Origin of the sequence: Natrinema zhouii (genome assembly GCF_013456555.2) — an archaeon.
GTDB classification, from domain to species: Archaea; Halobacteriota; Halobacteria; order Halobacteriales; family Natrialbaceae; genus Natrinema; species Natrinema zhouii.
In genome coordinates this window covers 2,147,065-2,168,145 of the sequence record NZ_CP059154.1, presented here as the reverse complement: position 1 = coordinate 2,168,145, position 21,081 = coordinate 2,147,065, and the positions used below count along the sequence as shown (strand labels likewise).

Annotated in this window: 19 protein-coding genes; 7 read left to right on the top strand and 12 right to left on the bottom strand. The window is 62.5% G+C overall.

Going from position 1 to position 21,081, the window contains the following annotated elements; genetic code table 11:
• Window positions 1-347: 347 nt before the first annotated feature.
• Genes HYG81_RS29390 through HYG81_RS29380 form a run of 3 tightly spaced genes read right to left on the bottom strand, consistent with a single transcriptional unit; the run spans window position 348 to window position 2,506 of the window.
• Entirely contained in the window at window positions 348-1,460 is a 1,113-nt protein-coding gene (locus HYG81_RS29390; RefSeq protein ID WP_180839655.1) for an OapC/ArvC family zinc-ribbon domain-containing protein, read from the bottom strand.
• On the bottom strand, window positions 1,460-1,861 hold the full coding sequence (locus HYG81_RS29385) for a DUF2073 domain-containing protein (protein WP_180839654.1): 402 nt from the start codon (window positions 1,859-1,861) through the stop codon (window positions 1,460-1,462). The genes HYG81_RS29390 and HYG81_RS29385 overlap by 1 nt, the downstream gene beginning before the upstream one ends.
• 6 nt (window positions 1,862-1,867) lie before the next feature.
• Window positions 1,868-2,506 (bottom strand): Era-like GTP-binding protein, encoded by a 639-nt coding sequence (locus tag HYG81_RS29380; RefSeq protein WP_180839653.1) that lies wholly within the window; start codon window positions 2,504-2,506, stop codon window positions 1,868-1,870.
• 1,286 nt (window positions 2,507-3,792) lie between these two features.
• Here HYG81_RS29380 and HYG81_RS29375 point away from each other — a divergent pair.
• Entirely contained in the window at window positions 3,793-5,601 is a 1,809-nt protein-coding gene (locus HYG81_RS29375; RefSeq protein WP_180839652.1) for an AAA family ATPase, read from the top strand.
• Between the two features lie 300 nt (window positions 5,602-5,901).
• Here the strand turns inward: HYG81_RS29375 and HYG81_RS29370 are convergent, their stop codons facing one another.
• On the bottom strand, window positions 5,902-6,849 hold the full coding sequence (locus HYG81_RS29370) for a S24/S26 family peptidase (protein ID WP_180839651.1): 948 nt from the start codon (window positions 6,847-6,849) through the stop codon (window positions 5,902-5,904).
• A gap of 111 nt (window positions 6,850-6,960) precedes the next feature.
• Window positions 6,961-7,842 carry a S24/S26 family peptidase gene (locus tag HYG81_RS29365; RefSeq protein ID WP_180839650.1) on the bottom strand — a complete coding sequence of 294 codons (882 nt, stop codon included), beginning with the start codon at window positions 7,840-7,842 and terminating at the stop codon, window positions 6,961-6,963.
• An 843-nt stretch (window positions 7,843-8,685) separates the two neighbouring features.
• Here HYG81_RS29365 and HYG81_RS29360 point away from each other — a divergent pair.
• Window positions 8,686-10,323, top strand: coding sequence for a DNA-directed DNA polymerase II small subunit (locus HYG81_RS29360; protein ID WP_180839649.1), 1,638 nt, complete (start codon window positions 8,686-8,688; stop codon window positions 10,321-10,323).
• Window positions 10,324-10,808: 485 nt separating this feature from the next.
• Here HYG81_RS29360 and HYG81_RS29355 read toward each other — a convergent pair whose 3' ends face one another.
• A complete protein-coding gene (locus HYG81_RS29355; RefSeq protein ID WP_180839648.1) occupies window positions 10,809-11,246 on the bottom strand; it encodes a hypothetical protein in 438 nt (145 codons plus the stop codon).
• A gap of 185 nt (window positions 11,247-11,431) precedes the next feature.
• Here HYG81_RS29355 and HYG81_RS29350 point away from each other — a divergent pair, with 185 nt between their 5' ends.
• The 3 genes from HYG81_RS29350 (at window position 11,432) to HYG81_RS29340 (ending at window position 14,976) form a co-directional block, all read left to right on the top strand.
• Entirely contained in the window at window positions 11,432-12,610 is a 1,179-nt protein-coding gene (locus tag HYG81_RS29350; RefSeq protein ID WP_180839647.1) for an aspartate kinase, read from the top strand.
• A 169-nt stretch (window positions 12,611-12,779) separates the two neighbouring features.
• Complete coding sequence (locus HYG81_RS29345) at window positions 12,780-13,364, top strand: hypothetical protein (protein WP_180839646.1); 585 nt, start codon at window positions 12,780-12,782, stop codon at window positions 13,362-13,364.
• A gap of 232 nt (window positions 13,365-13,596) precedes the next feature.
• Complete coding sequence (locus HYG81_RS29340) at window positions 13,597-14,976, top strand: tryptophanase (RefSeq protein ID WP_180839645.1); 1,380 nt, start codon at window positions 13,597-13,599, stop codon at window positions 14,974-14,976.
• 74 nt (window positions 14,977-15,050) lie between these two features.
• Here the strand turns inward: HYG81_RS29340 and HYG81_RS29335 are convergent, their stop codons facing one another.
• The 3 genes from HYG81_RS29335 to HYG81_RS29325 form a co-directional block, all read right to left on the bottom strand.
• Entirely contained in the window at window positions 15,051-15,419 is a 369-nt protein-coding gene (locus tag HYG81_RS29335; protein ID WP_180839644.1) for a hypothetical protein, read from the bottom strand.
• A gap of 113 nt (window positions 15,420-15,532) precedes the next feature.
• Window positions 15,533-15,988: a GNAT family N-acetyltransferase gene (locus HYG81_RS29330; RefSeq protein ID WP_180839643.1), complete on the bottom strand. Its 456-nt coding sequence runs from the start codon at window positions 15,986-15,988 to the stop codon at window positions 15,533-15,535.
• 3 nt (window positions 15,989-15,991) lie between these two features.
• Window positions 15,992-16,534, bottom strand: coding sequence for a redoxin domain-containing protein (locus HYG81_RS29325; protein ID WP_180839642.1), 543 nt, complete (start codon window positions 16,532-16,534; stop codon window positions 15,992-15,994).
• A gap of 317 nt (window positions 16,535-16,851) precedes the next feature.
• Here HYG81_RS29325 and HYG81_RS29320 point away from each other — a divergent pair, with 317 nt between their 5' ends.
• Entirely contained in the window at window positions 16,852-17,496 is a 645-nt protein-coding gene (locus HYG81_RS29320) for a helix-turn-helix domain-containing protein (RefSeq protein ID WP_180839641.1), read from the top strand.
• A 46-nt stretch (window positions 17,497-17,542) separates the two neighbouring features.
• On the opposite strand, the gene HYG81_RS29315 is transcribed toward HYG81_RS29320, so the two are convergent.
• Complete coding sequence (locus HYG81_RS29315) at window positions 17,543-17,899, bottom strand: hypothetical protein (RefSeq protein WP_180839640.1); 357 nt, start codon at window positions 17,897-17,899, stop codon at window positions 17,543-17,545.
• 26 nt (window positions 17,900-17,925) lie between these two features.
• Window positions 17,926-19,065, bottom strand: a complete 1,140-nt coding sequence (locus HYG81_RS29310) for an aromatic ring-hydroxylating oxygenase subunit alpha (protein WP_180839639.1) — start codon at window positions 19,063-19,065, stop codon at window positions 17,926-17,928.
• Between the two features lie 256 nt (window positions 19,066-19,321).
• Here HYG81_RS29310 and solA point away from each other — a divergent pair, with 256 nt between their 5' ends.
• Entirely contained in the window at window positions 19,322-20,467 is a 1,146-nt protein-coding gene (gene solA / locus HYG81_RS29305; RefSeq protein WP_180839638.1) for an N-methyl-L-tryptophan oxidase, read from the top strand.
• A 92-nt stretch (window positions 20,468-20,559) separates the two neighbouring features.
• Here the strand turns inward: solA and HYG81_RS29300 are convergent, their stop codons facing one another.
• Window positions 20,560-20,943 carry a hypothetical protein gene (locus tag HYG81_RS29300; protein ID WP_180839637.1) on the bottom strand — a complete coding sequence of 128 codons (384 nt, stop codon included), beginning with the start codon at window positions 20,941-20,943 and terminating at the stop codon, window positions 20,560-20,562.
• Window positions 20,944-21,081: the final 138 nt, after the last annotated feature.

Sequence of the window (21,081 nt, the reverse complement as noted above, 5' to 3'; positions counted from 1 at the left end):
CGAGACAACGCGACGAGAAATGACGATCATGTCGAACGACGCTCGCGGGTTCTCGTCGAACCGACGTGGCAATGATCGAACCGACGTAACAGTGATTCCGTCGCTCAATATCAGAGCTGCGTGACTCGAGCACCCGTCTATCGAATACCCATCTATCAAATCCGTTTCAGAGACAGCACCAGTATTTCGAGTGGACAGGGAATCGGCAGTATAATCATTTTTGTTGGAACTTATGACCGTACTGCAGTAGAAACGGTCCGGTGTCTGTTCGGAGGTGATTTCGATCGACTGCGTGGCCGGCGACCCACCGATCAAGAACGTCGCAACTGGGTCAGCGTTCGACCGAATCAGTCGTCGCTATCGTTGCCCTCGCGCCACGAATCCGGGACGTCGATAACGTATCGGCCGTCCTCCTGTAGGGAAATAATGTACTCGTCGCGGTTGTAGAGTTCCATCAGGTTGAGTTCGTACTGGCCCGGACGGACGATCTTGATGCTCTCGAACTGTTCGTTGAGTTCGTCCCGGAGATCTTCGATCGACGGGCGATCGCCGCTCGGTTCGCTGACGACGCGGCCGTGTTCCGGCGGAGCGTCGTCGGTTCCGGCCGTTGCCGGGGCGTCAGCTGCGCCGTCCGCATCAGTGTCGTGCTCCGTCTCAGCCGGATCGAACCCGTCCGAGTGAGCGGGAAGATCACTCGGGGGAACGATCTCGCTGCGTGCGTCGGCCTGTGCCGAGCCCTCGTCGTCAGCCATCGTCGTCGTCGGGCCATCCGATCGTTGGGTCGACGGCTCGGCATCGACTGACTCGCCGTCCGGTGTTTCACTCGACTCGTCCAGCCTTTCACTCGAGGCACCGGGTCGGTCCTCGGGTCGTCGCGCCGTTTCGGGCCACTCGGTGAACTCTTCGTCCCTCGATGTCTCCGTCTCTGCGTCGGTGGCGTCCGCTCGCCCGTCCGAGGGCCAGGATTTGTCCGACCCGGATCGTTCGGATGGAGCCGGTTCATCAGGGAGAGCGTCCGCTGGTGTCTCGACTGGTGACGCTGGCGTCTCAGCTGAAGATGGAGGTGTCTCAGATGGCGACGGTGGTGTGTCGGATGGCGACGACGGTGTGTCGGCTGAAGAAGGGTCGTCGGAGCTAGCGTCTGCCACCGTCGACGAGTCCGAGGAGCTACCCGGCATCCAATCGCGAACCGTCTCCGCGGCTCGGGTCGTGACGCTGTCCGATTCGGTGGACGGGTCCGTGTTGCTGGAACCGGTGGCCGAATCGGTAACACCGGCGGGTTCGCCACCGGTGACGGACTCGGCTGTGCCAGCGCTGGCATCCCCGTCGAACGATTCAGCTGCGGCCGCGGTGGACGGTGCGAACTGGAACTTGTTCCCACCGCAGTCGGGACATCCCGACAGCATCTCCTTGGAGCCGTCAGCAAACGTCCGGCCGCAGTTCGTGCACTGATGTGGCATTAGTTACGGGACACGAGTGCGCTGATGAGCGTTTCGTCCTTGTGGAGCGTCTCGATCTGATTTGCGGGTCCGATCACCGTCAGCTTCGCCTCGACCTCGTTACTGCCCATAATTCGGCCGAGCAGTGACGAGTCGCGGGTCTCGGACTTCGGATAGGTCTCGATCTCGATCCCGTTGAACTCGTCGGGGCTGATCTCTGCCATTGTCACCTCGATGAGTCGACTCTCCTCGTCGGGCGTCAACCCCTCCTCGAGGATGACGATGTTGCCGTCGTGGACGCCGTCCAAGATCATTCTGATCTTCTCCATCGTCGCCATCCCGTCCATGCGCTCGCCGCTGATCAGGTCGATCTGTACGCCGTCGCCCGGCTCCGAATCGTCTGCGTTAGTTGCTTTCGGCATTCGATATCACCCGAAGTACTCCGCGATCTTCCCGTACACTTCGTCCATGTTCTCGCCTTCCTTCGCAGAAAGGGGAACGGTCGTATGCTGCGGGAAGGCGTCCTCGATCCGCTTGACGCTCGATTCCTCGAGGTCGGTCTTATTCGCGAAGATGAGAACCGGGAGATCACGGGATTCGACGATACCGATCAACATCGTGTTGACCTGCGTGATCGGATCCTCCGCACTGTCCAGGACATAGATAACGCCATCGACGTCTTCACGGAGCCAGTGCATCGCCTCGGCGACACCCTCCGTCGCTTCGCGGGAGCGTCGAATGGCGTCGTCTTCGTCCATCTCGTCGGTGAACTCCTCGTAATCGACCTTCGTCGTCACGCCGGGCGTGTCGACGATATCGATGGTCACCGTCTTTCCGTCTCGTTCAATCTCGACGTTTTCCTTCCGGCGTGCGCGACGCGTCTCGTGAGGGACGTGACTCTCCGTGCCGACTGCGTCACCGGTCCAGTCACGCGCGATACGATTTGCGAGCGTCGTCTTGCCGGCGTTGGGCGGACCGTAGATACCGATTCGTTTGGGCTCCTGTTCCGAAAACAGGCGATCCGCAGCCCGAGAGATACTATCTTTGAGTTCTGTGAATAGTCCCATCTGTGGGGGCCTCCAGCACCGCGGGGTGCATCTGCGCGTACTACTGAGCGAACTCACTTAAGCCTACGTCAGACGTGTTGACAATTCGGTCGAAGGGAGTGTCAGAAATCAACACGAAACGAACTGCTTGAGTCGAAACGGACTGCTCGAGTGACGGGAAGCGTCGGATTGCTCGAGCGACAGCTGGAGACGAAACGATCGCTTCCGAATCGATTAATAGCAGTAGAGATTCGGGATCCGAGATGTGAGAGCTGTGAATTAGTTAGCGGATTTGTGTGTTGGCGAGTGGTGTGTAATTACATATCACGGTAAAAGATGGTACATTCCACGGTGGAGGGTGACACATCACCTGCAGAAAGATTGGGAAGTTGACTTGAATGGGAGAGACGTTGGGTGATTCGAGCCCCCCACCCCTTCGTTTCGAGTGGAGACGGACAGGGGTGTGAGTCGACGATCGGTGAAGGAATCCGTCTGTTGACCCCTTGATTCGACTCGAGACGGGCCACTACGGGTGGATTCGGTTGAATTGATGGCTCAGGACCGTTCTAGTAACGAGAGCTGCGATCTAGTAGTATGTGAAGCGCTACGGAAAGATTCTAGTTGACTCTAGTAATACAGGCAAATAGCCTAGTAAAATAGTTTGATCTGCTAGTTCTACGGATGTGGTTTTTCACCTACCTACATAAAGATTCCTATAATAAAACTCCGTTTCACCCCCTCCCCTCCTTCTGACTGTTCCACCCGAAACGAAGGGGTGGGGGGTCAGCCCGCTCCCTCGTGGGAGATGGTATCTCTCAGCACACCAATCTCACACGTCAACACGTCATAGTTTCTGCAAACACCTTTCCTCCATTTCTTCCACGCTTTCTATCCGTACACTCGCTTCCCGAGTAGCAGATCGCGAAAAGCGTCACGGATCATTTGGCTCGTCATGCTCAGCTCACGAGCTGTCGATCGGGCGAATCCGCTCAAACGGAATTTTACCTTTCACGCATTACCTTTCACGCATATTTCACGCATATGCGGCAACGTTCACGCATACGCAAACTAGATAATATTATTTCCTCGTTTTGGATCGATGGCTTTCGATCAGCAGCGATGTCCCGGCATAGGTCGGCGGGAAGGGAAGAATTTATTAGCGTGGTTTCCCTCTGTTTCGTTTGCATCAACTGGACCCGGGTCAGGCTACTGGAACGATGAATCCGCCTACGGAGGCCGTGATACGATGATATTCCCGCTTGCCGGTTCAGGACTCCACTCGAAATAAGGGGGTTTGGATACGACGAATGTCAGACGACAACTCAGAGATCGCAGGGTCAGACGACGTCGAGGTCGACGGAACAACTGGATTTTCGACGAACTTCGAGAAGACGGATCTCGATGACGAAGAGTCGAACCAGGGGTTGTTCGACGATCTGCTTAGCGGCGAACCTATCTTCGAGAACAAGGAGGTTCTCCGTCCGTCCTATACGCCACACGAACTGCCCCACCGAAAGGATCAGATCAATAAGATGGCGACGATCCTCGTCGCCGCCCTTCGGGGCGAAACGCCGTCGAACATCCTCATCTACGGGAAGACAGGGACCGGTAAAACCGCCAGCGCAAAATTCGTCAGCAAGGAACTCGAGAGCACCTCCCAGAAGTACAGCGTCCCCTGCGACGTCGAGTACATCAACTGTGAGGTCACCGATACGCAGTATCGCGTGCTCGCACAACTCGCGAACAAGTTCATCGAGAAGAACGAAGAGCGGATCGACGTGCGAATCGCGGACCTCGAGGCGCTGCTCGAGGCCCTCGACGAGTACGACGCTGACCGGGAGGCCCGCGAACGCGACGCGGCCGACTCGGCCGAACAGACGGACGATCAGACGGCATCGGATCCGTTCGATTTCGTTTCGGACGACACGATGGAGTCACGAAATGACGGGTCGTCCGAAACGGCAACAGGCGGTTCCCCCAGAGACGACAGTTCCCCTCACTCCGACGGTTCTCCACCCGAAAATGGGGGGTCTTCGGACGGGAGAGATCCGTCGACCACTGCTGACGGATCCGATCCGTCAGACGGCGACAACGCAGACAGCACCGGCAACGCGACGGCCGGCGATTCGGCCACGGCCCTGCCGGACCACCCCCTCGAATCGACGTCGTTCGAGAGCCGCGAAGCCGTCGAAGCCCGGATCGACGAACTCGAGGCGGACAAGGAATCCTTCGAGGAGGTGCCGATGACTGGCTGGCCAACCGATCGGGTCTACAGCGTCTTCTTCGACGCCGTCGATTACGACGAGCGGGTCGTCGTCATCATGCTTGACGAGATCGACAAACTCGTCGAGAAGAGCGGCGACGACACGCTCTACAATCTCTCGCGGATGAACTCCGAACTCGAGAACTCGCGGGTCTCGATCATTGGCATTTCGAACGACCTGAAGTTCACCGACTTTCTCGATCCCCGAGTGAAATCCTCACTGGGAGAAGAGGAGATCGTCTTCCCGCCGTACGACGCGAATCAGCTGCGGGATATCCTGGAACACCGTTCGGATGTCGCGTTTCAGGGCGGCGCGCTTTCGGAGGACGTGATCCCGCTCTGTGCAGCTTTCGCCGCGCAGGAACACGGTGACGCGCGCCGCGCGCTCGACCTCCTTCGAACGGCCGGCGAGCTGGCCGAGCGATCCCAGGCCGAGACGATCGTGGAGGACCACGTCCGGCAGGCCCAGGACAAGATCGAACTCGATCGCGTCGTCGAGGTCGTCCGCACGCTCCCCACGCAGAGCAAACTCGTGCTCTTCTCGATCATCCTGCTCGAGAAAAACGGTGTCCACAGCATCAATACGGGCGAGGTGTTCAACATCTACAAGCGCCTTTGCGAGGAGCTCGACGCGGACATTCTGACTCAGCGTCGGGTAACGGACCTCATCAGCGAACTCGACATGCTCGGCATCGTCAACGCCGTCGTCGTCTCGAAGGGCCGGTACGGCCGGACGAAAGAAATCAGCCTCTCCGTTCCACTCGAAGAGACGGAGGCCGTGTTGCTCTCCGACTCCCGTCTGAGCGATATCGACGATGTCCAGCCGTTCGTTCAGGCCCGGTTCGAGAACTGAGTGCGCTGACGGACAGCTCCGTTCGACACGACGCCGCTTTTGGCATCGTGGTCGGTATCGCCCGACACTGATCGATTTCATCCGACGCTGCTCAGTTTCCGATCGCGCTTGATTGCCATCTCGTTTTCGAGCAGATGCTGCGATTGCTAGTTACCGTTCGTGAGATTCATGGCTCCCTCTACCCGCGATAGTACGCAACAGTAGGGTTGACTGCCGTCGTTCAGCCCCCTCGTTTCGACTCGAGACCTCGATGAACAAATTCAGAACGGTCGTTCGAAACGGCCGGTTCGCGACCGAGAATTAGGATCGATACCGGCCCGCGGCCAGCGCGATCCCGGCACCGGCGCCGCCGGCGATGCCGGCGAGTTCACCATCCGGTCCGAGCCCGGCTGTGGCTGGGTTTGCGGCCGTCGCCGGGTCCGGCTGCGCGTACGGGGACGGGCTCGAGGGTGACGCGGGGACGAGCATGCCACCGAGGAGGTTGTCGAAGGTGAGTCGAACCCATCCGAGCCACGGGATCCGGTACTGCGCCTTGCCGGTGATCCACTCCGGTTTGACGATACCGGAATTCGCACCGCCGCCTATCTGGTCGTACGCTGGGTTGGCGTCGCCTTTCGTGACGAAGCCTGCGTACGGCGCGGGACAGTTAGGGACTTCCTCGCAGCTCGCGTCGCCGACGATTTCCTCGCTGGCCTTCTCATCGACCCAGTGTTCGCCGTTGTCGACCCAGAAGTGGGCACGATGGATCACTGGTGTCTGCGCCCGATCACCGTCGGGCCTGAAGACGATCACGTCGCCGGGATTGCCGAACGTACTATACCCGCTCTCCTGGCCGCTTCGGTGGGTGACGATGCTGGTCCCCTCGACGGCTCCGTCGCCGCTAAATCGGTCTTCCTCGACGACGAAGATGAGATCTCCTTTCTGCATGTTCGGCTGCATGCTACCGCTCTCGACGGCGACGAGCGGCGGCCAGATACCGCTGATTCCGAACAACAGGAGGGCGACGACTCCGACGATAGCGACGCTGCTCAGGATATCCCGCGCTATCACAACGTTCTCGTCGTTGGTTTTGAGGAACCAGCGGACGTACCCGTCATCCTCGATTGAAACGGCGTCGGAATCAGGATTGGGCTGTGACGGGTCTCGTTCCTGTGGCGGGGACTGGGGACGTCCGGCATCTGAGGTCGACCGGGCACGGTCGTCGTCGCCGGAATCGTCGGGTGGCTTCCCGGAGCTAGAGCCGCTCATTGTCACCCGATTCATCGGGCCCGAAAATCAACCTTCTGTTCGCGTGAGTTATCGTTCCCCGTTCGACGGTGATTCCTCTTCCAACATTCCACGCTGTGGATTCTGGCTCCTCTACGGATCGCGCGCTCCGGCAGCTGCTCCGAGCCAGACGAGTGCGATCGTAATTCCAATGGTGGCGACGACGATCGGACCGCTACCAACGGTCGAGCCTATCGAATCGACCGCCAGCCGAACCTGTCCGACCCACGGGACCCGAACCATCGCCTTCCCGGTAACCCACTCCGGGCTGACGACGGTCGTCTTCGCACCCGATCCAGCCAACTGGTCGTACGCCGGGTTGGCGTCGCCTTTCGTAATAAATCCGTCGTGGGGGGCCGGACACGATGCGATATCGTGGCAGGTCGCACCGTTCAGAAACGCAGGATCGGCTTTCGTCTCGACCCATCGCTCACCTCGTTCGACCCGAAACTGGGCACGATGGATCGTCGGCGTCTGCGTCGAATTGCCGTTCGGAACGAAGATGATCACGTCGCCCGGGCTCCCGAATTGCTCGTATCCGCTGTCTCGAGCGCTCTGAAACGTAACGATTCCCGTTCCCGCGACGGCCCCATCGCCGGCGAAGCGCTCCTCGTCGGCGACGAAGACGAGATCCCCTCGTTCGAAGTGGGGTTCCATGCTGCCGCTCTCGACGGCGACCAGCGGCGGCCAGGTGCCGCTGATCCCGAACAGGAGGATGCTGACGGCCGCGATGATCCCGATGATCGTCGCGACGTCCCGGATCGCAGTGCCAGCTCGATCGTCGGTCTCGAGGAACCAGCGGACGATGCCGTCGTCTTCGATCGTGACTGCGTCATCGCGCTCCGCTCGCGGCCGCGAACCGGCTGTCCCACCGCGGTCGCCGGTCCCTGACTGTGGGCCCCGCTCCGGTCTCGAGGGCGGATCGCGATCACCGGGTCGATCGCGGTTCCGGTCGTCGGCGTCGGGGCCGTCCATTGCCGATCCGTTTCTCCGAACCCGGCATCAACCTTCCGGCGGGAGGAGTACCGTTTTCATGGACGCGCGGCAGGAATCTATTGATCCCGTGAGATGGCGGGAAGGAAAGGCTCCGTGAGAAGGCAGGAATGAAACCCCCCTTCCTCCCCTCTTCACATCGACAGCACGCTTCCCTAGCAGTAGTTGATAATACGGTTTTTTATTCAGAGTGAGTCGTGAAACTCGCGGTCAGTATAGGGTGCGCACACATCACTCGAAGAGAGAAGATGACATGTGCTATTCATATAGGAACCTTTAACCGTATAAGGAATATATCTCATACGGAATAACGATTCATATCGTGTGTTTGTGCTCCAATGATGAAGGAGCCGCTGGAACCAGATTCTCGTTCTGTCACGGAACGCACCTTGTTCTCTCCACGTCGCTGTTACGTGTGACACATTGTAGTAGAGACGGATTCCCCATACCTAATATATATGTCCAAAAACAAGAATATCTCGACAGACGGAACCGCGCAGATCTCACAGAAAGTCCACATCGTGTGTACTGAATGTGCCTTTTCAAAGCTGGTAACAAAGGAAGGGCAAAAGTCCTCAGACGTGATTATTAAACATGGACGGGAAACTGGCCATAAACTCACTGCTGAGGAACTTGACGACGATAAGTAAGCACACGTAGTTACCGAACTGCCCAATTCAGTTTCACGTATAATTCTGAATAAAGAAATCGTGCTACTATCTACTGCTAGCACCAACCGCGTACTGACTCCGCATCAATCGGCGACCGACGCCGAGAAATCGGGGATCCGCTATCCTTTTGCCGTCCCTCGCGAATGCGGAGTATGTGCCACTCGAGGCCGCCGCTCGACTCGTTAGCGAACTCACGAGCCGCGGCTACAACGCCGAACGCGAAGCGGTAACGCGGCTCGCGGCGGCCGAGGATCCGAACGCAGCACTCGAGCGCGTTCTCGAGGAAGTCCCGAACGATGCGCTCGTCGTCCAGGCCGATCACGTAGAGTCGGTCCTCTCGCGGCCCGACACCACCGGTTCGCCTCGAACCGACGGTTCCAACGCTGCTGGTGCCACCGAATCGGAAGCCGCCAGCGCCGATGGCGGAACGGCGGGACGCGACGCCACCCGAACCGATGCCTCGTCCGCTGGTTCTCCCCCCTCCGCTTCAACTGGAACTGGGCCGACCGAGGGACGCGATTCGCCCGACCCGTCTCCAGTTGAAACGGAGGGGTCTTCACCGGCCGATCGCGCCGCCGACCCCGCGATCCGGTCGCTCGAGATAACCGGCGATATGACGGGCGAGAGTACGGGAACCGGCGAGTACAGCGACTTCGTCTCCGTCTTCCGGGACCGGCTCGAACGGCTCGGAACGAAACTGCGGGGTCGGGTCAACCACCGTCCGGCAACGGCCATTCAGGGGATGCCGGGCGGGAGCGACGTCGCGATGGTCGGCCTGGTCAACGACATCCGATCGACCGCCAGCGGCCACTGGCTGATCGAACTCGAGGACGCGACCGGGACCTTCCCGTGGCTGGTAATGAAGGACCGCGAATACGTCGACCTCGTCGACGAGTTGCTCTGCGACGAGGTGCTGGCGATGGAGGGCACGCTGGCGGACGATTCGGGGATCGCGTTCGTCGACTCGCTGTCCTTCCCCGACGTGCCCCGAACGTACGAGCCCTCGACCGCGGATCGCCACGTCCAGGCGGCGCTGATCAGCGACGTCCACGTCGGCAGCCAGGAGTTCATGGCCGACGCCTGGAACGCCTTCGCCGATTGGCTTCACACCGAGCAGGCCCAGCACGTCGAGTACATGCTGCTCGCGGGCGATATGGTCGAGGGCGTCGGCGTCTACCCCGATCAGGACGAGGAACTCGACATCGTCGACATCTACGAACAGTACGAGGCGTTCAGCGAGCACCTCAAGAAGGTGCCGGGGGACATCGAGATTGTCATGATCCCCGGCAACCACGACGCGGTTCGACTCGCGGAGCCCCAGCCCGGGTTCGACGAGGAGCTTCGGGGGATCATGTCCGCCCACGACCCACAGATCGTGAGCAACCCGTCGACGGTGACCCTCGAGGGAGTCTCCGTGCTGATGTACCACGGCGTCTCGCTGGACGAGGTGATCGCGGAGCTCCCCGAGGAAAAGGCCAGCTACGACGAGCCCCACAAGGCGATGTACCACCTCCTCAAGAAACGCCACGTCGCCCCGCAGTTCGGCGGCCACACGCGACTCGCGCCCGAGGAGAAGGACTACCTCATCATGGAGGACGTCCCCGACATCTTCCACACCGGCCACGTCCACAAACTCGGCTTCGGGAAGTACCACAACGTGCTCGCGATCAACTCCGGCTGCTGGCAGGCCCAGACCGACTTCCAGAAGAGCGTCAACATCGACCCCGACGCCGGTTTCGCCCCGATCGTCGATCTGGATACGCTCGACGTGACGGTGCAGAAGTTCAGTTGATCGTTCCGTTCAGGTTCCGTTATCGCGTCTCCTCTCGAGGTCGACGTATTTTTCTCCGGGCGGATTCTCCGCTGCTCTCTCGAATCACCTGTTCGATAAGTCGTGTAAATGGAGAAGTGAGTTTCACTGGGAACGAGTGAGAGGAAGTGTCCTGCTATCGTGGCAACATGGAGAGGCCACACCCTCCCCAGCCGATTCATTCGCTCACTTCGTTCGCTCTTTCATCCATTGGAAGACGCTTGCGTCTTCCAAGCAGTCGCTCGTTCCACTCGCGACGACCTCGCACAGTGTCGTCGGCCGCCCTCACTGGCGTTCGGTCGGCCAACAGCGCGCGCCACCGCACGCCGGTTGACCGGTCCGAAATGACACATCGATCGTCTGTATGGACGAGAATCTCGCTGTGGCTGCAGGCGTCGATAGTATCGGGGTAGCACGGCTGACCAGTACTCGAGGCGCGGACCACAGCGCAGGTCGTTCGTCGTCGATCAGGGCTCGAGTCGAAAGCGAACCGTCGGGGCCCCGTTGAACCGCGGACCGCGACCGCGTCGTTCGAAGCCGAGCGCTTCGGCGGCGTTCTCGATCGGGGTTGCATCCCGTGCGGCGAGCACTTCGACGGCCATCGACTCGCGCTCGGCGAACCGAACCGGCTCGGCCAGCAGCCGCTCGCAGGCCTCGTCGGTCCCGTCGAGTTGCGTGACGTGGACGGTGTCCTCGCGCGCGTCGAAGCTAATGAATCCGAGCAGGTCCTCCGGATTGGAGCCGTTGTACTGCGAACCCGAGACGTCGGCGTTCGGATCGTGACTCCCGTCTTCGGCGACGCGCACCGTCCGATCGTGGACGAGATTCCGCATCACGTCCGTTGGGGAGTCCGCGATTGACGCGAGCGCATCCGCGTCGGCCTCGAGTGCATCCCGTACGTTCATTGGCGTGTGGTAATGCCGCGCACGACAATAAATCCCAGTCGCGAATGAACCTCATGACTGGTCCAGCAGCTGTCAGTTTTCACATGCAAAAGTGAGATCGATGGGACACAGTTATCTGCCCGCTCTGGTAACGGATCGAGTATGAGTCACAGTATCGCAAAGCGGTTCTCTCGTGAGGTGGCAGGATGCGCGTTGTAGCGAAATTCGGCGGGACGAGCCTCGGCAGCGGCGACCGGATCAATCGCGCCGCGGACTCGATCGCCGCGGCCGTCGAGGACGGCCACGAGATCGCCATCGTCGCCAGCGCGATGGGATCGACGACCGACGACCTGCTCGACGAGATCACCTTCGAAACCGACGAAGCCGACCGCGCCCAGATCGTCAGTATGGGCGAGCGAACGTCGGTTCGCATGCTCAAAGCCGCGCTGGCGGCCCGGGGCATCGATTCGATCTTCCTCGAGCCCGGCAGCGACCAGTGGCCCGTCATCACCGACGAGTACGGCGAGGTCAACGTCGAGGAGACCCAGCGCCGCGGCCGCGAGCTCGCGTCGAAACTCGACGAGACGGTGCCGGTCCTGACCGGCTTCCTCGCGGAGGGGCCGGACGGCTCGATCACGACGCTCGGCCGCGGGGGTAGCGACACCTCGGCGGTCATGATGGGCAAGTACATGGACGCCGACGAGGTCGTCATCGTCACGGACGTCGAGGGCGTCATGACCGGCGATCCACACGTCGTGGAAGGGGCTCGCAACGTCGGCGAGATCTCCGTCGACGAACTCCGGAACCTCTCGTTCCGCGGGGCCGAGGTCGTCGCGCCCTCCGCGCTGTCGTACAAGGACGGCACCCTCGACGTGCGCGTCGTCCATTACCAACACGGAGACCTCCTCTCGGGCGGGACGAGTATCGAAGGCGAGTTCAGGAGCCTGGTCGACCTGCGCGAGCGACCGCTGGCCTGCCTGACCGTCGCCGGCCGCGCGATCCGCAACCAGCCCGGCGTCTTCCATCACCTCTCGGCCGCCCTGGACGAGAGCGACGTCAACATCGACGCCGTCGCGAGCGGAATGGACACCATCACCTTCTACATCGACGAGGAGGAGGCCGAACGCGCCGAGAACATCCTCCACCGAGAGGTCATCGCCAGCGACGAACTCTCGAGCGTCACCGTCGACTCGCCGGTCGCCGTCGTCCGGGTGACCGGCGGCGAACTCCCGAACCAGCCGGGAATCATCAGCGAGATCGTCAACCCCCTCGCCGAGGCTCGGATCCACCTCAACGACATCATCACCAGCGCGACCAGCGTCGCCCTCTTCGTCGACTGGGAGGACCGCGAGGAGACCCTCGAGCTGACCCAGGACCTGTTCTAATCCGCTCGAGCGCTTTCGATCCCTCGTCTCGAGACCACCGTCGTTCTCTTTGCATCCCGTCGAACCCGACCAGTAGATACTCGTGAAAATCACTAGTTCGAGAGTATCCGGTCGGTAATACAGGAGTAACGCCATCGTAACGAAGGGGGAACGCGGTGGAGCGGGAACCATGAGCACCGATTCGACGGCCAGGGAGGTCTTCGAGGAAATCGAGCCCGATCCCGACGCGATCCTCGAGGCGTGTGATGCACAGACACCGACCGAACTCGTCGAGAGCGGCGGAAAGCACGAACCGCAGTCCGACAATGTCGTCGACACGACGGCGACCGAACTGTTCGCCGACCTCGAGGCCATTGAAACGACTGATTCGAACTCCCGGGATACCGATCCCGGCGAGACGGGTCGGACCACCGAGGACGACGAATCCGCGATGCGAGCGGACCTCGAGTTCGAATTCATCGGCGACTCGGACGTGATCGTGCGGGACGACGGCGCCGTGGTCGACGCGACGGCGGCTGAACTCGGCGCGCTCACCGCGACCGACTCGACCCCCGTCCGGACGACCGACTCCGACGAGGGTGTCGAAACGACCGCATCCACGAATGCCGACTCGGCCGATACCGCGGTCGCCTCGTCGAGTACGCTCACCATTCGCGACGGTGGGACCGACGACCTGGAACTCGTCGGCCCCGATCCGACGCCGACACGGCTCACCGACGACGCCTTCGACAGCGCCGGGATCGACGATTGGTGACCCTCCGATAGAGGGGGCGTTCCCGGCCGTCCCACCCTCACCGCTCCCGCCAGCGATGACCCCTCCGTCATCGGTCACGCCCGCGAAAACTCCGCTGCCATCGATTCCGTCCGCGGTGGTCTCGCCGGTTCCGTCCATCGATGCGCCGATCCGTCCGGAAGGGACCGTCTCGAGCCGTCAACGGTCACAAGACTCCACCTAGACTGAACACGCGCGGCGGTGTCGAACGGCTATGGTCGCCTACAAGTCGAAAGTGGTTGAGCGGATCCGCCTCCCATCGAGAGAACAGCGGTCGCGAGCGCTCGAGGAAGCCGGGTACAACGCGTTCAATCTCTCCGCTGACAACGTCTTTATCGATCTCCTGACCGACAGCGGGACGGGCGCGATGAGCGACGATCAGTGGGCTGCGCTGCTCCGGGGCGACGAATCGTACGCTGGATCGGCGAGCTTCGATCGCCTCGAGTCCGCGGTCGCGGACGTGATGGGATTTGAGCACGTGGTGCCGACTCACCAGGGTCGCGGCGCGGAAAACGTCCTCTACGGCACCCTGCTCTCCGAGGGCGACGTCGCGCTCAACAACACCCACTTCGACACGACGCGAGCGCACGTCTCGAATCAGGGTGCCGATCCGGTCGACTGTCCCGTGTCGGGCGCTCATAACCCGGAGACGGACGAGCCGTTCAAGGGGAACTTCTCGCTCGAGGAGGCGCGAGCGGTCGTCGACGAGGTCGGTCCGGAGCGCGTCCCGCTGGTGATCCTGACGATCACGAACAACTCGGCGGCGGGCCAGCCGGTCAGCGTCGCGAACACCCGTCGCGTTCGGGCGTTCGCCGACGAGATCGACGCGACGTTCGTGATCGACGCCTGCCGATTCGCGGAGAACGCCTACTTCGTGACCCGACGCGAGGACGAGTTCGCCGACGCGACGGTGGCCGAGGTAGCTCGCGAGCAACTCGGGCACGCCGACGCGCTCGTCATGAGCGGGAAGAAAGACGGGTTAGTGAACGTCGGTGGCTTCGTCGCGACCGACGACGAGTCGCTCTTCGAGCGGTGCAAACAGCGCGCGATCCTCTACGAGGGGTTCCCGACGTACGGCGGGATGGCCGGCCGGGACGTCGCCGCGATGGCCGTCGGCCTGCGCGAGGCCGTCGAGGAATCGTACGTCGAAGACCGAGTCGAACAGGTTCGCGAGTTCGGTGCGATGCTCGAGGAGATCGGACTCCCGGTGTACACGCCAACCAGCGGGCACGCGGTCTATATCGACGCGGGAGCGACGTTTCCGGAAATTCCGCCTGACGAGTTTCCGGGGCAAGCGCTGGTCTGTGAACTGTATCGAGAGGGCGGGGTTCGAGGGGTCGAACTCGGGAGCTTTGCGTTTCCCGAGACCGACCGGCCGGAACTGGTTCGGCTCGCGGTCCCGCGCCGGACCTACCACCGTGAGCACTTCGATCACGTCGTCGAGACGGCCGAAGCCGTCCTCGAGAAGCGCGACGAAGTTTCCGGACTCGAGATCGTCTCCAACCCCGCAGTCCCGGAGCTCCGTCACTTCTCGGCGGCGCTCGAGCCGCTGTCCGCCGAGCCCGCGACTGTGACTGACACGAATACCGACTGACCGCGAGACGAACACCGACTGACCGCGAGACAAACACCGACTGACTGTGAGAGAAGGATCGACGGAGCGGATCGCTATCGACTCGAGAAGACGCCGCGAGCGCGGTCGCGCAGCGTCGGTTCCGGTTCGGGCTCCGACCGGCCGCCGAGTTGCTGCTTCGCGAGGGATCGGAGGACTCTCGAGGTGGATTCCGAGGTCATCACGTCGGCCGCCCAGTCCGGAACTTGGGACTCGAGTTCCTGTCGTTTCTGCGCTTTCATCCGGCTGAACCGGTGCAGTACGAACCCGACGCCGAGGAACAGTCCGGCGTCAGTCAACTCGCGCCGAAACCGCTCTCGATCCTTCCGGACCGCGATCGCTTTGATCAGCGAGAGTGCACCGATCGCCAGATAGACCTTCGAACTCTTCGACGGATCGCCGCTGAGCATCCGTTGGAGCGCCATGCGGAGGTGACTACCACGTTCTCTCGGATAAAACTCCGCCGGCAGGAGACGGGTCACGACGCAGAGTGGGGACAGATGTCTCGGTGCGGCCCGCGGTCAGACGCAGCCAGCGGTCAGACGCGGTCGGTCGCGACCACGACACCGGAGTGACGCTGCTCGTCGATCGGCTCGATCGAAAACCCGAGACGTTCGTAGAAGGGCCGGACGCCGTCGTCGAACTGCGCCGTCAGCCGGCCTTCGCGCTCGAGGGCCCTTTCGATCAGCGCCCGCCCGATGCCACGGCCCCGATGGCGACGTCGGACGCCGATTGCCCCCACGTGAGCGCCGGGCTCGGTCTCGAGCGGTTCGAGAACGGCCGTGCCGAGGATTCGTTCGGTTCCGCCCCGGTCGTCTGCGGGAGCGGCACTATCGCCACCGGCGGTGGTCGCCGTTCCGCCCTGCCGATCTCCCGCGACGAAGACGTCGCCGGCGTCGATCCGGCTCTCGACATTGCCCGGCTCGAGCATTGCGCCGTCGAGGATGCGCCGGACCTCGAGCGTGTCGTTGGGGGTAGCCGTGCGGACGAACATCCGTCAGGATCGTCGGTCGGCGCAGGCCAACAACGCGTCGATTTCTGGTCGATCGAATATCGTCCGACTGCGGTGGGCCGCGACGATCTCGAGGTCGTCGGCCGCGGGATCTCCCACGTCGAACACGATCGCGGCGGGCATCCGGCCAACGAGGTCGAAGCGGCGGCCGACCGGTCCGAGGCGGACGGGCTGATCGAGCGTGTCGCCGAGCGTCGCGTCCGGATCCGCACAGATCGGATAGGGGAGATCGTACCGCTCTTGCCACTCTCGGACGCGCTCGCGGGGCTCCGGGACGACGGAGACGACCGCACAGCCCCGTTCGCGGAACTCGTCGTAGCGGTCGGCGACGGCCCGGACCTGCCGGCGGCACTGCCCGGCGTGGTGATCCCGGTGGAGCAACAGGACGATCGATTCGTAGGCGGGATCCGACTCCTCGGCCGTCGTCGGATCCGCCGGCGCGACCGGGGCTACGAGGTCCGTGAGCGCGAGCGGATCCGGTCCCGGACCGACGTTCGGCAGGGCCATCTCGAGCGCGGGGTCGATCATACGAGACGTAGCGCGTCGGTCGGGAAAGCGGCTGGGCTTTCACCGATCGAGTGACCGCCGTCGGGTGGGTCATCAGTCGGTAGTAGATACGTTTTCGCTGGACGCGGTTCGCGCACTCCGGGGACCTCGTGATGAACTGGTACCGGTTACAACTCTCGTTCCGGGTTCGAGAAAACGATTAAGTGGTGGTGCGTGGTAACTACTGGCGAGATGGGGTGCGAATATGGCGTTCCCGTTAACGTACGGTCGAAAAAAACCCGATCGGGAGGCGAGTCCCGAACTGAGCGGCGACGAGACAGCCGCCGATGTGAAAAGCCGTGAGCCTGATCGCAATTCTCGATATCGCGCACCCGGATCTGGCGCTGACGCCCACGATCCGTGATTGTCCGGACGCGTCCATCGAGGTCGTCCCTCACTCCACGACGGATCCGGAGACCGGCCTGTTCTTCTACCTCGTCGAAGGTGCGGACGAGACGTTCGAGGACGTACTCGAGCGCGATCACACGGTCGCGGACTGGATGCTCGTCGACGAGCACGGCTCGACGCGCGTCTATCGGCTCCAGCACACCGAGGACGCCGCGCTCATCTCGCCGATAGCGACCGAACTCGGCGGGCTGCTGTTGAAGGCAGAGACCAACGATCGGGGCTGGACCAATCGTCTCCACCTCCCCGATCGGGAAGCGCTCGCCGCGCTCTGGGAACGCTGTGAGGAGACGGACATCTCGTGTGAACTGCACCGGATGTTTCGGCAGGACGAGTGGACCGGCGAGACGGTCCCGGAGCTGACCGACGAACAGCGCGTCGCGCTGGTACGCGCCCATGAGGAGGGCTACTTCGAAGAGCCCCGCGAAACTTCGCTCGAGGAACTCGCCGAACACCTCGACATCTCTCCGACGGCCGTCGGCGGCCGCATCCGTCGCGGGACCGGGCAACTCGTCGAGACGACGCTCCTCGAGGAGTGACTCACGGGGCCGCGGCAGAATCGGCGAGTCGGACGGGAGGGTCGTCTCAGAACGCGGCGAGGTGATCGTCGCGGGGCTCGTATAGCGCTCCGGTCATCCGCACCTCGTAAATCTCCTCGAGCGTTTCGCCGACGGAGAGCCCCCGCTCGCTCATCGCCGCCGCGACGATGCCGATCGGGACGCCGTTCTCGTAGTGATTCTCGAGGCCGGCGATAACGGTCACGAGGTCGTCGGCGGCCGGGGGCTCGAACTCGAGGTCGGCATGCGTGAGGACCACGTCGTGGCCGGTCTGCCGACGGTGTCGGCGGTAGAAGTCGACGATTTCGTTCGCCGAGTCGGGTTCCACGCTGACGCCGCACTCCTGACACGCGACCGCGAACGCGGACTGGTGTTGGTGAGTCATGAGCGAAGGCGGATAGAACGGGGCGATTAGGCCTCGTAGGCCTCCTGTGCGAGGCGGTGGAGCCTGTGGACGGTGTGCTCGTTCGGTCCGAGCCGCGCCTGCGCGATCGCACCCGAATCGAGGCCGCGTTGCTGGCGCTCGACGAGTTCGAAGTCCTCCTCCTGGAGCTGCCTGCTGGTTCGGATGAACGTCTCCTCCTCCTCGGTCAGATCGGGATCCCTGAAGTAGTAGTCCGCGACGAGCTGGAAGCGCCCCTCGTCGATGGGGTCGATGATGTAAGTGCCGTAGCCGTCGGCGGTCCCGTACATGTTGACCGTGAAGTTCGGCCAGAAGTAGTAGAACTTCGCCTCGTGTTCCTCGTGGATGCGCATCTCGTCCTCGACGTCTTCCCTGTGCTTGTAGTGGAGGATCCAGTGATAGTCGTTGACCTCGAGTTCGGAGTCGAGGAGTTCGAGATCCTTGACCCAGTCCTGGTGGTTGGCCTGGCAGTGGTCGCACTCGGAGTAGTTGCCGGCGAAGACCTTCCAGTTGCACTCGACCTCCGAGACGATGCGCCGGGCGAGCTGGTACTCCTCGAGCGGGAGCGACTCGAGTTCGGTCTTCATCGTCCCGGCCTGCTCCGCGAGGCTCATCGGCTCCTCGTCGAAGTTGACGAAGACGAACGGGCCGATTCGATCGGTGTGGACCGACATGAGACCGTTCTCGTCGGGGTCGACCGGGGAGACGTCCTCGTCTGCGAGGTCGGGGTTCAGTCGCGCGTCCTCGAAGCTCTTCGGCGTGCTCGCGAGCTCCCCGTCGAGGTCGTACGTCCAGAGGTGGTACGGACACTGGATCCGGTTCGCGTTGCCGGGATCGGTCATCGGTGTCTCCTCGACCATCGCCGACCCGCGATGCGCGCAGACGTTGTAGAACGCCTCGATATCGCCGTCGTGGGTCCGAACGACGATGATCTCTCGGTCGCCGATGTTCCGGGTGAAGTGATCCCCCGGCTCCGGAATGCAGTTCGCGTGTCCCGCGTACACCCAGTACCGACCGAACACGGTCTCCTTCTCCATCTCGTGGACGTCCGGATCGGTGAAGTACCGCGCTGGCAGGGCATTCGTCTCGTCGGTGATGTCGGGGCTGACCGGTTCGACCTCGTCGCGTCCGTTGTTCCACCGGGCCATGTTGTGTGCTATCTCATGTCTCATCTCTCAATAAGGCTTGATCGCAGGTAGTTCGTACGTATAAGTGATGCCGGGCGCTGTATCCGCCGAGGGCCTCGAGCGGCAGTCGACCGGATAGCCGGGACCGAACGGTTGGCCCGAACCGTGCTGACGGTCGGCCGACGGTTCCGATGACAGTCGCCCGCCGACGGTTCAAAAAGGGACGATGTGAGACGGACTAACAATCAAGGGGTACGTCGTCGAATCGGTCGGCAATATGCCTCCGACAGGAGACCGATACGACGTCGTCGTGATCGGCGTCGGCGGGATGGGCAGCGCGACGGCCTTCCACCTCGCCGACCGCGGGCTCGACGTGCTGGGACTCGAGCGCTACGACGTGCCCCACACGATGGGATCGTCACACGGCATCACGCGGATCATCCGTCGCGCGTACTACGAACATCCCTCCTACATCCCGCTCATCGAACGGGCCTACGACCTCTGGGACGACCTCGCGGACGAGACCGGTCGCGGGGTGATTCACCGGACGGGGTCGATCGACGCCGGCCCGGAGGACAACATCGTCTTCGAGGGATCGCTGCGCTCCTGCGAGGAACACGACATTCCCCACGAGGTGCTCACGAGCGAGGAGGTCACCGAGCGGTTCCCCGGCTACGATCTTCCGGAGGGGTACAGAGCATTGTACCAGCCCGACGGCGGCTTCGTCGTCCCCGAACAGGCGATCGTCGGCCACGTCGAGACGGCACAGGCAGCGGGTGCGGAGGTCCGCGCCCGCGAACGGGTCCTCGAGTGGGAGCCGACGCCCGATGGCGGCGTCCGCGTCGAGACTGACCGCGGCACGTACGACGCCGAGAAGATGGTGCTCGCCGCCGGTGCCTGGAATGGGAAGTTCGCCGACGCGCTCGAGGGGCTCGCGGTCCCCGAACGGCAGGTGCTCGGCTGGTTCCAGCCCGAGCGACCGTCGACGTTCGAACCCGAGAACTTCCCCGTCTGGAACCTCAAGGTTCCCGAGGGCCGCTTCTACGGGCTGCCGATCTACGACGTACCGGGGTTCAAGATCGGCAAGTACCACCACCGCGACGAGCGGGTCGATCCGGACGACTACGACACCGAACCCGGGCTCGAGGACGAGCGCCTGCTCCGGGAGGTCACGGCGAACTACTTCCCCGAGGCCGCCGGGCCGACGATGCGCCTCGCGACCTGCATGTTTACGAACTCCCCCGACGAGCACTTCATCCTCGACACCCTCCCCGACCACCCGCAGGTGGCCGTCGGCGCGGGCTTCTCGGGCCACGGCTTCAAGTTCGCCAGCGTCATCGGCGAGATCCTCGCCGACCTCGCGGTCGATGGGGAGACGGACCATCCGATCGATATGTTTCGATTGGATCGGTTCGACGACTGATCCGGCTGACGCTTCGCTCCGTTCCGGCGGTCAACAGATCGGCTGACAGTGGTCCGGTCGACTCGAGCGACGCATCGGCGAGTCGGTTTCCGTCACTGAGTAGACGGGTCGACGGCGTCGGACGGTGCGACGAGTTTCGGGAGGCTGCGTCGGAGGACCAGCACGAATACGAGGACGAGTACCGCGATACCGAGCGCGAGCGGTAGGGGACTGTCGTCGACTAACCAGTGGCCAAACGGCGTTCCGATCAGGACGGACGGCGGTGCCATCCCACCGAGGAGAACCGCCAGCAGGCCGAGGAGACCTTGCAGAACGTGCTCCTCTTCGGGAACGTAGCGGTACAATCCGAGGGCGATCGGGAGACAGCCGAGTCCGAACGCGAGTAGTCCACCGAGGGTGACGTACGCGGCCAGCGCGAGCCCTGTGCCAGCGGTTATCGCTATATCGTACTCCTGAGACCGATGAGGGGGCGTCATGCCCATCAGTCCCTCCCAAAAATTTATAAATTCACTGATGTCTTTGTGAACCGTTTGCTGAGCTATTTTGCCGCCTCGACCGGGCGTCGGCGACCCCGAGTACGCAGTGTATTCGGTCCGTCGCTCACGGCCGCGTTT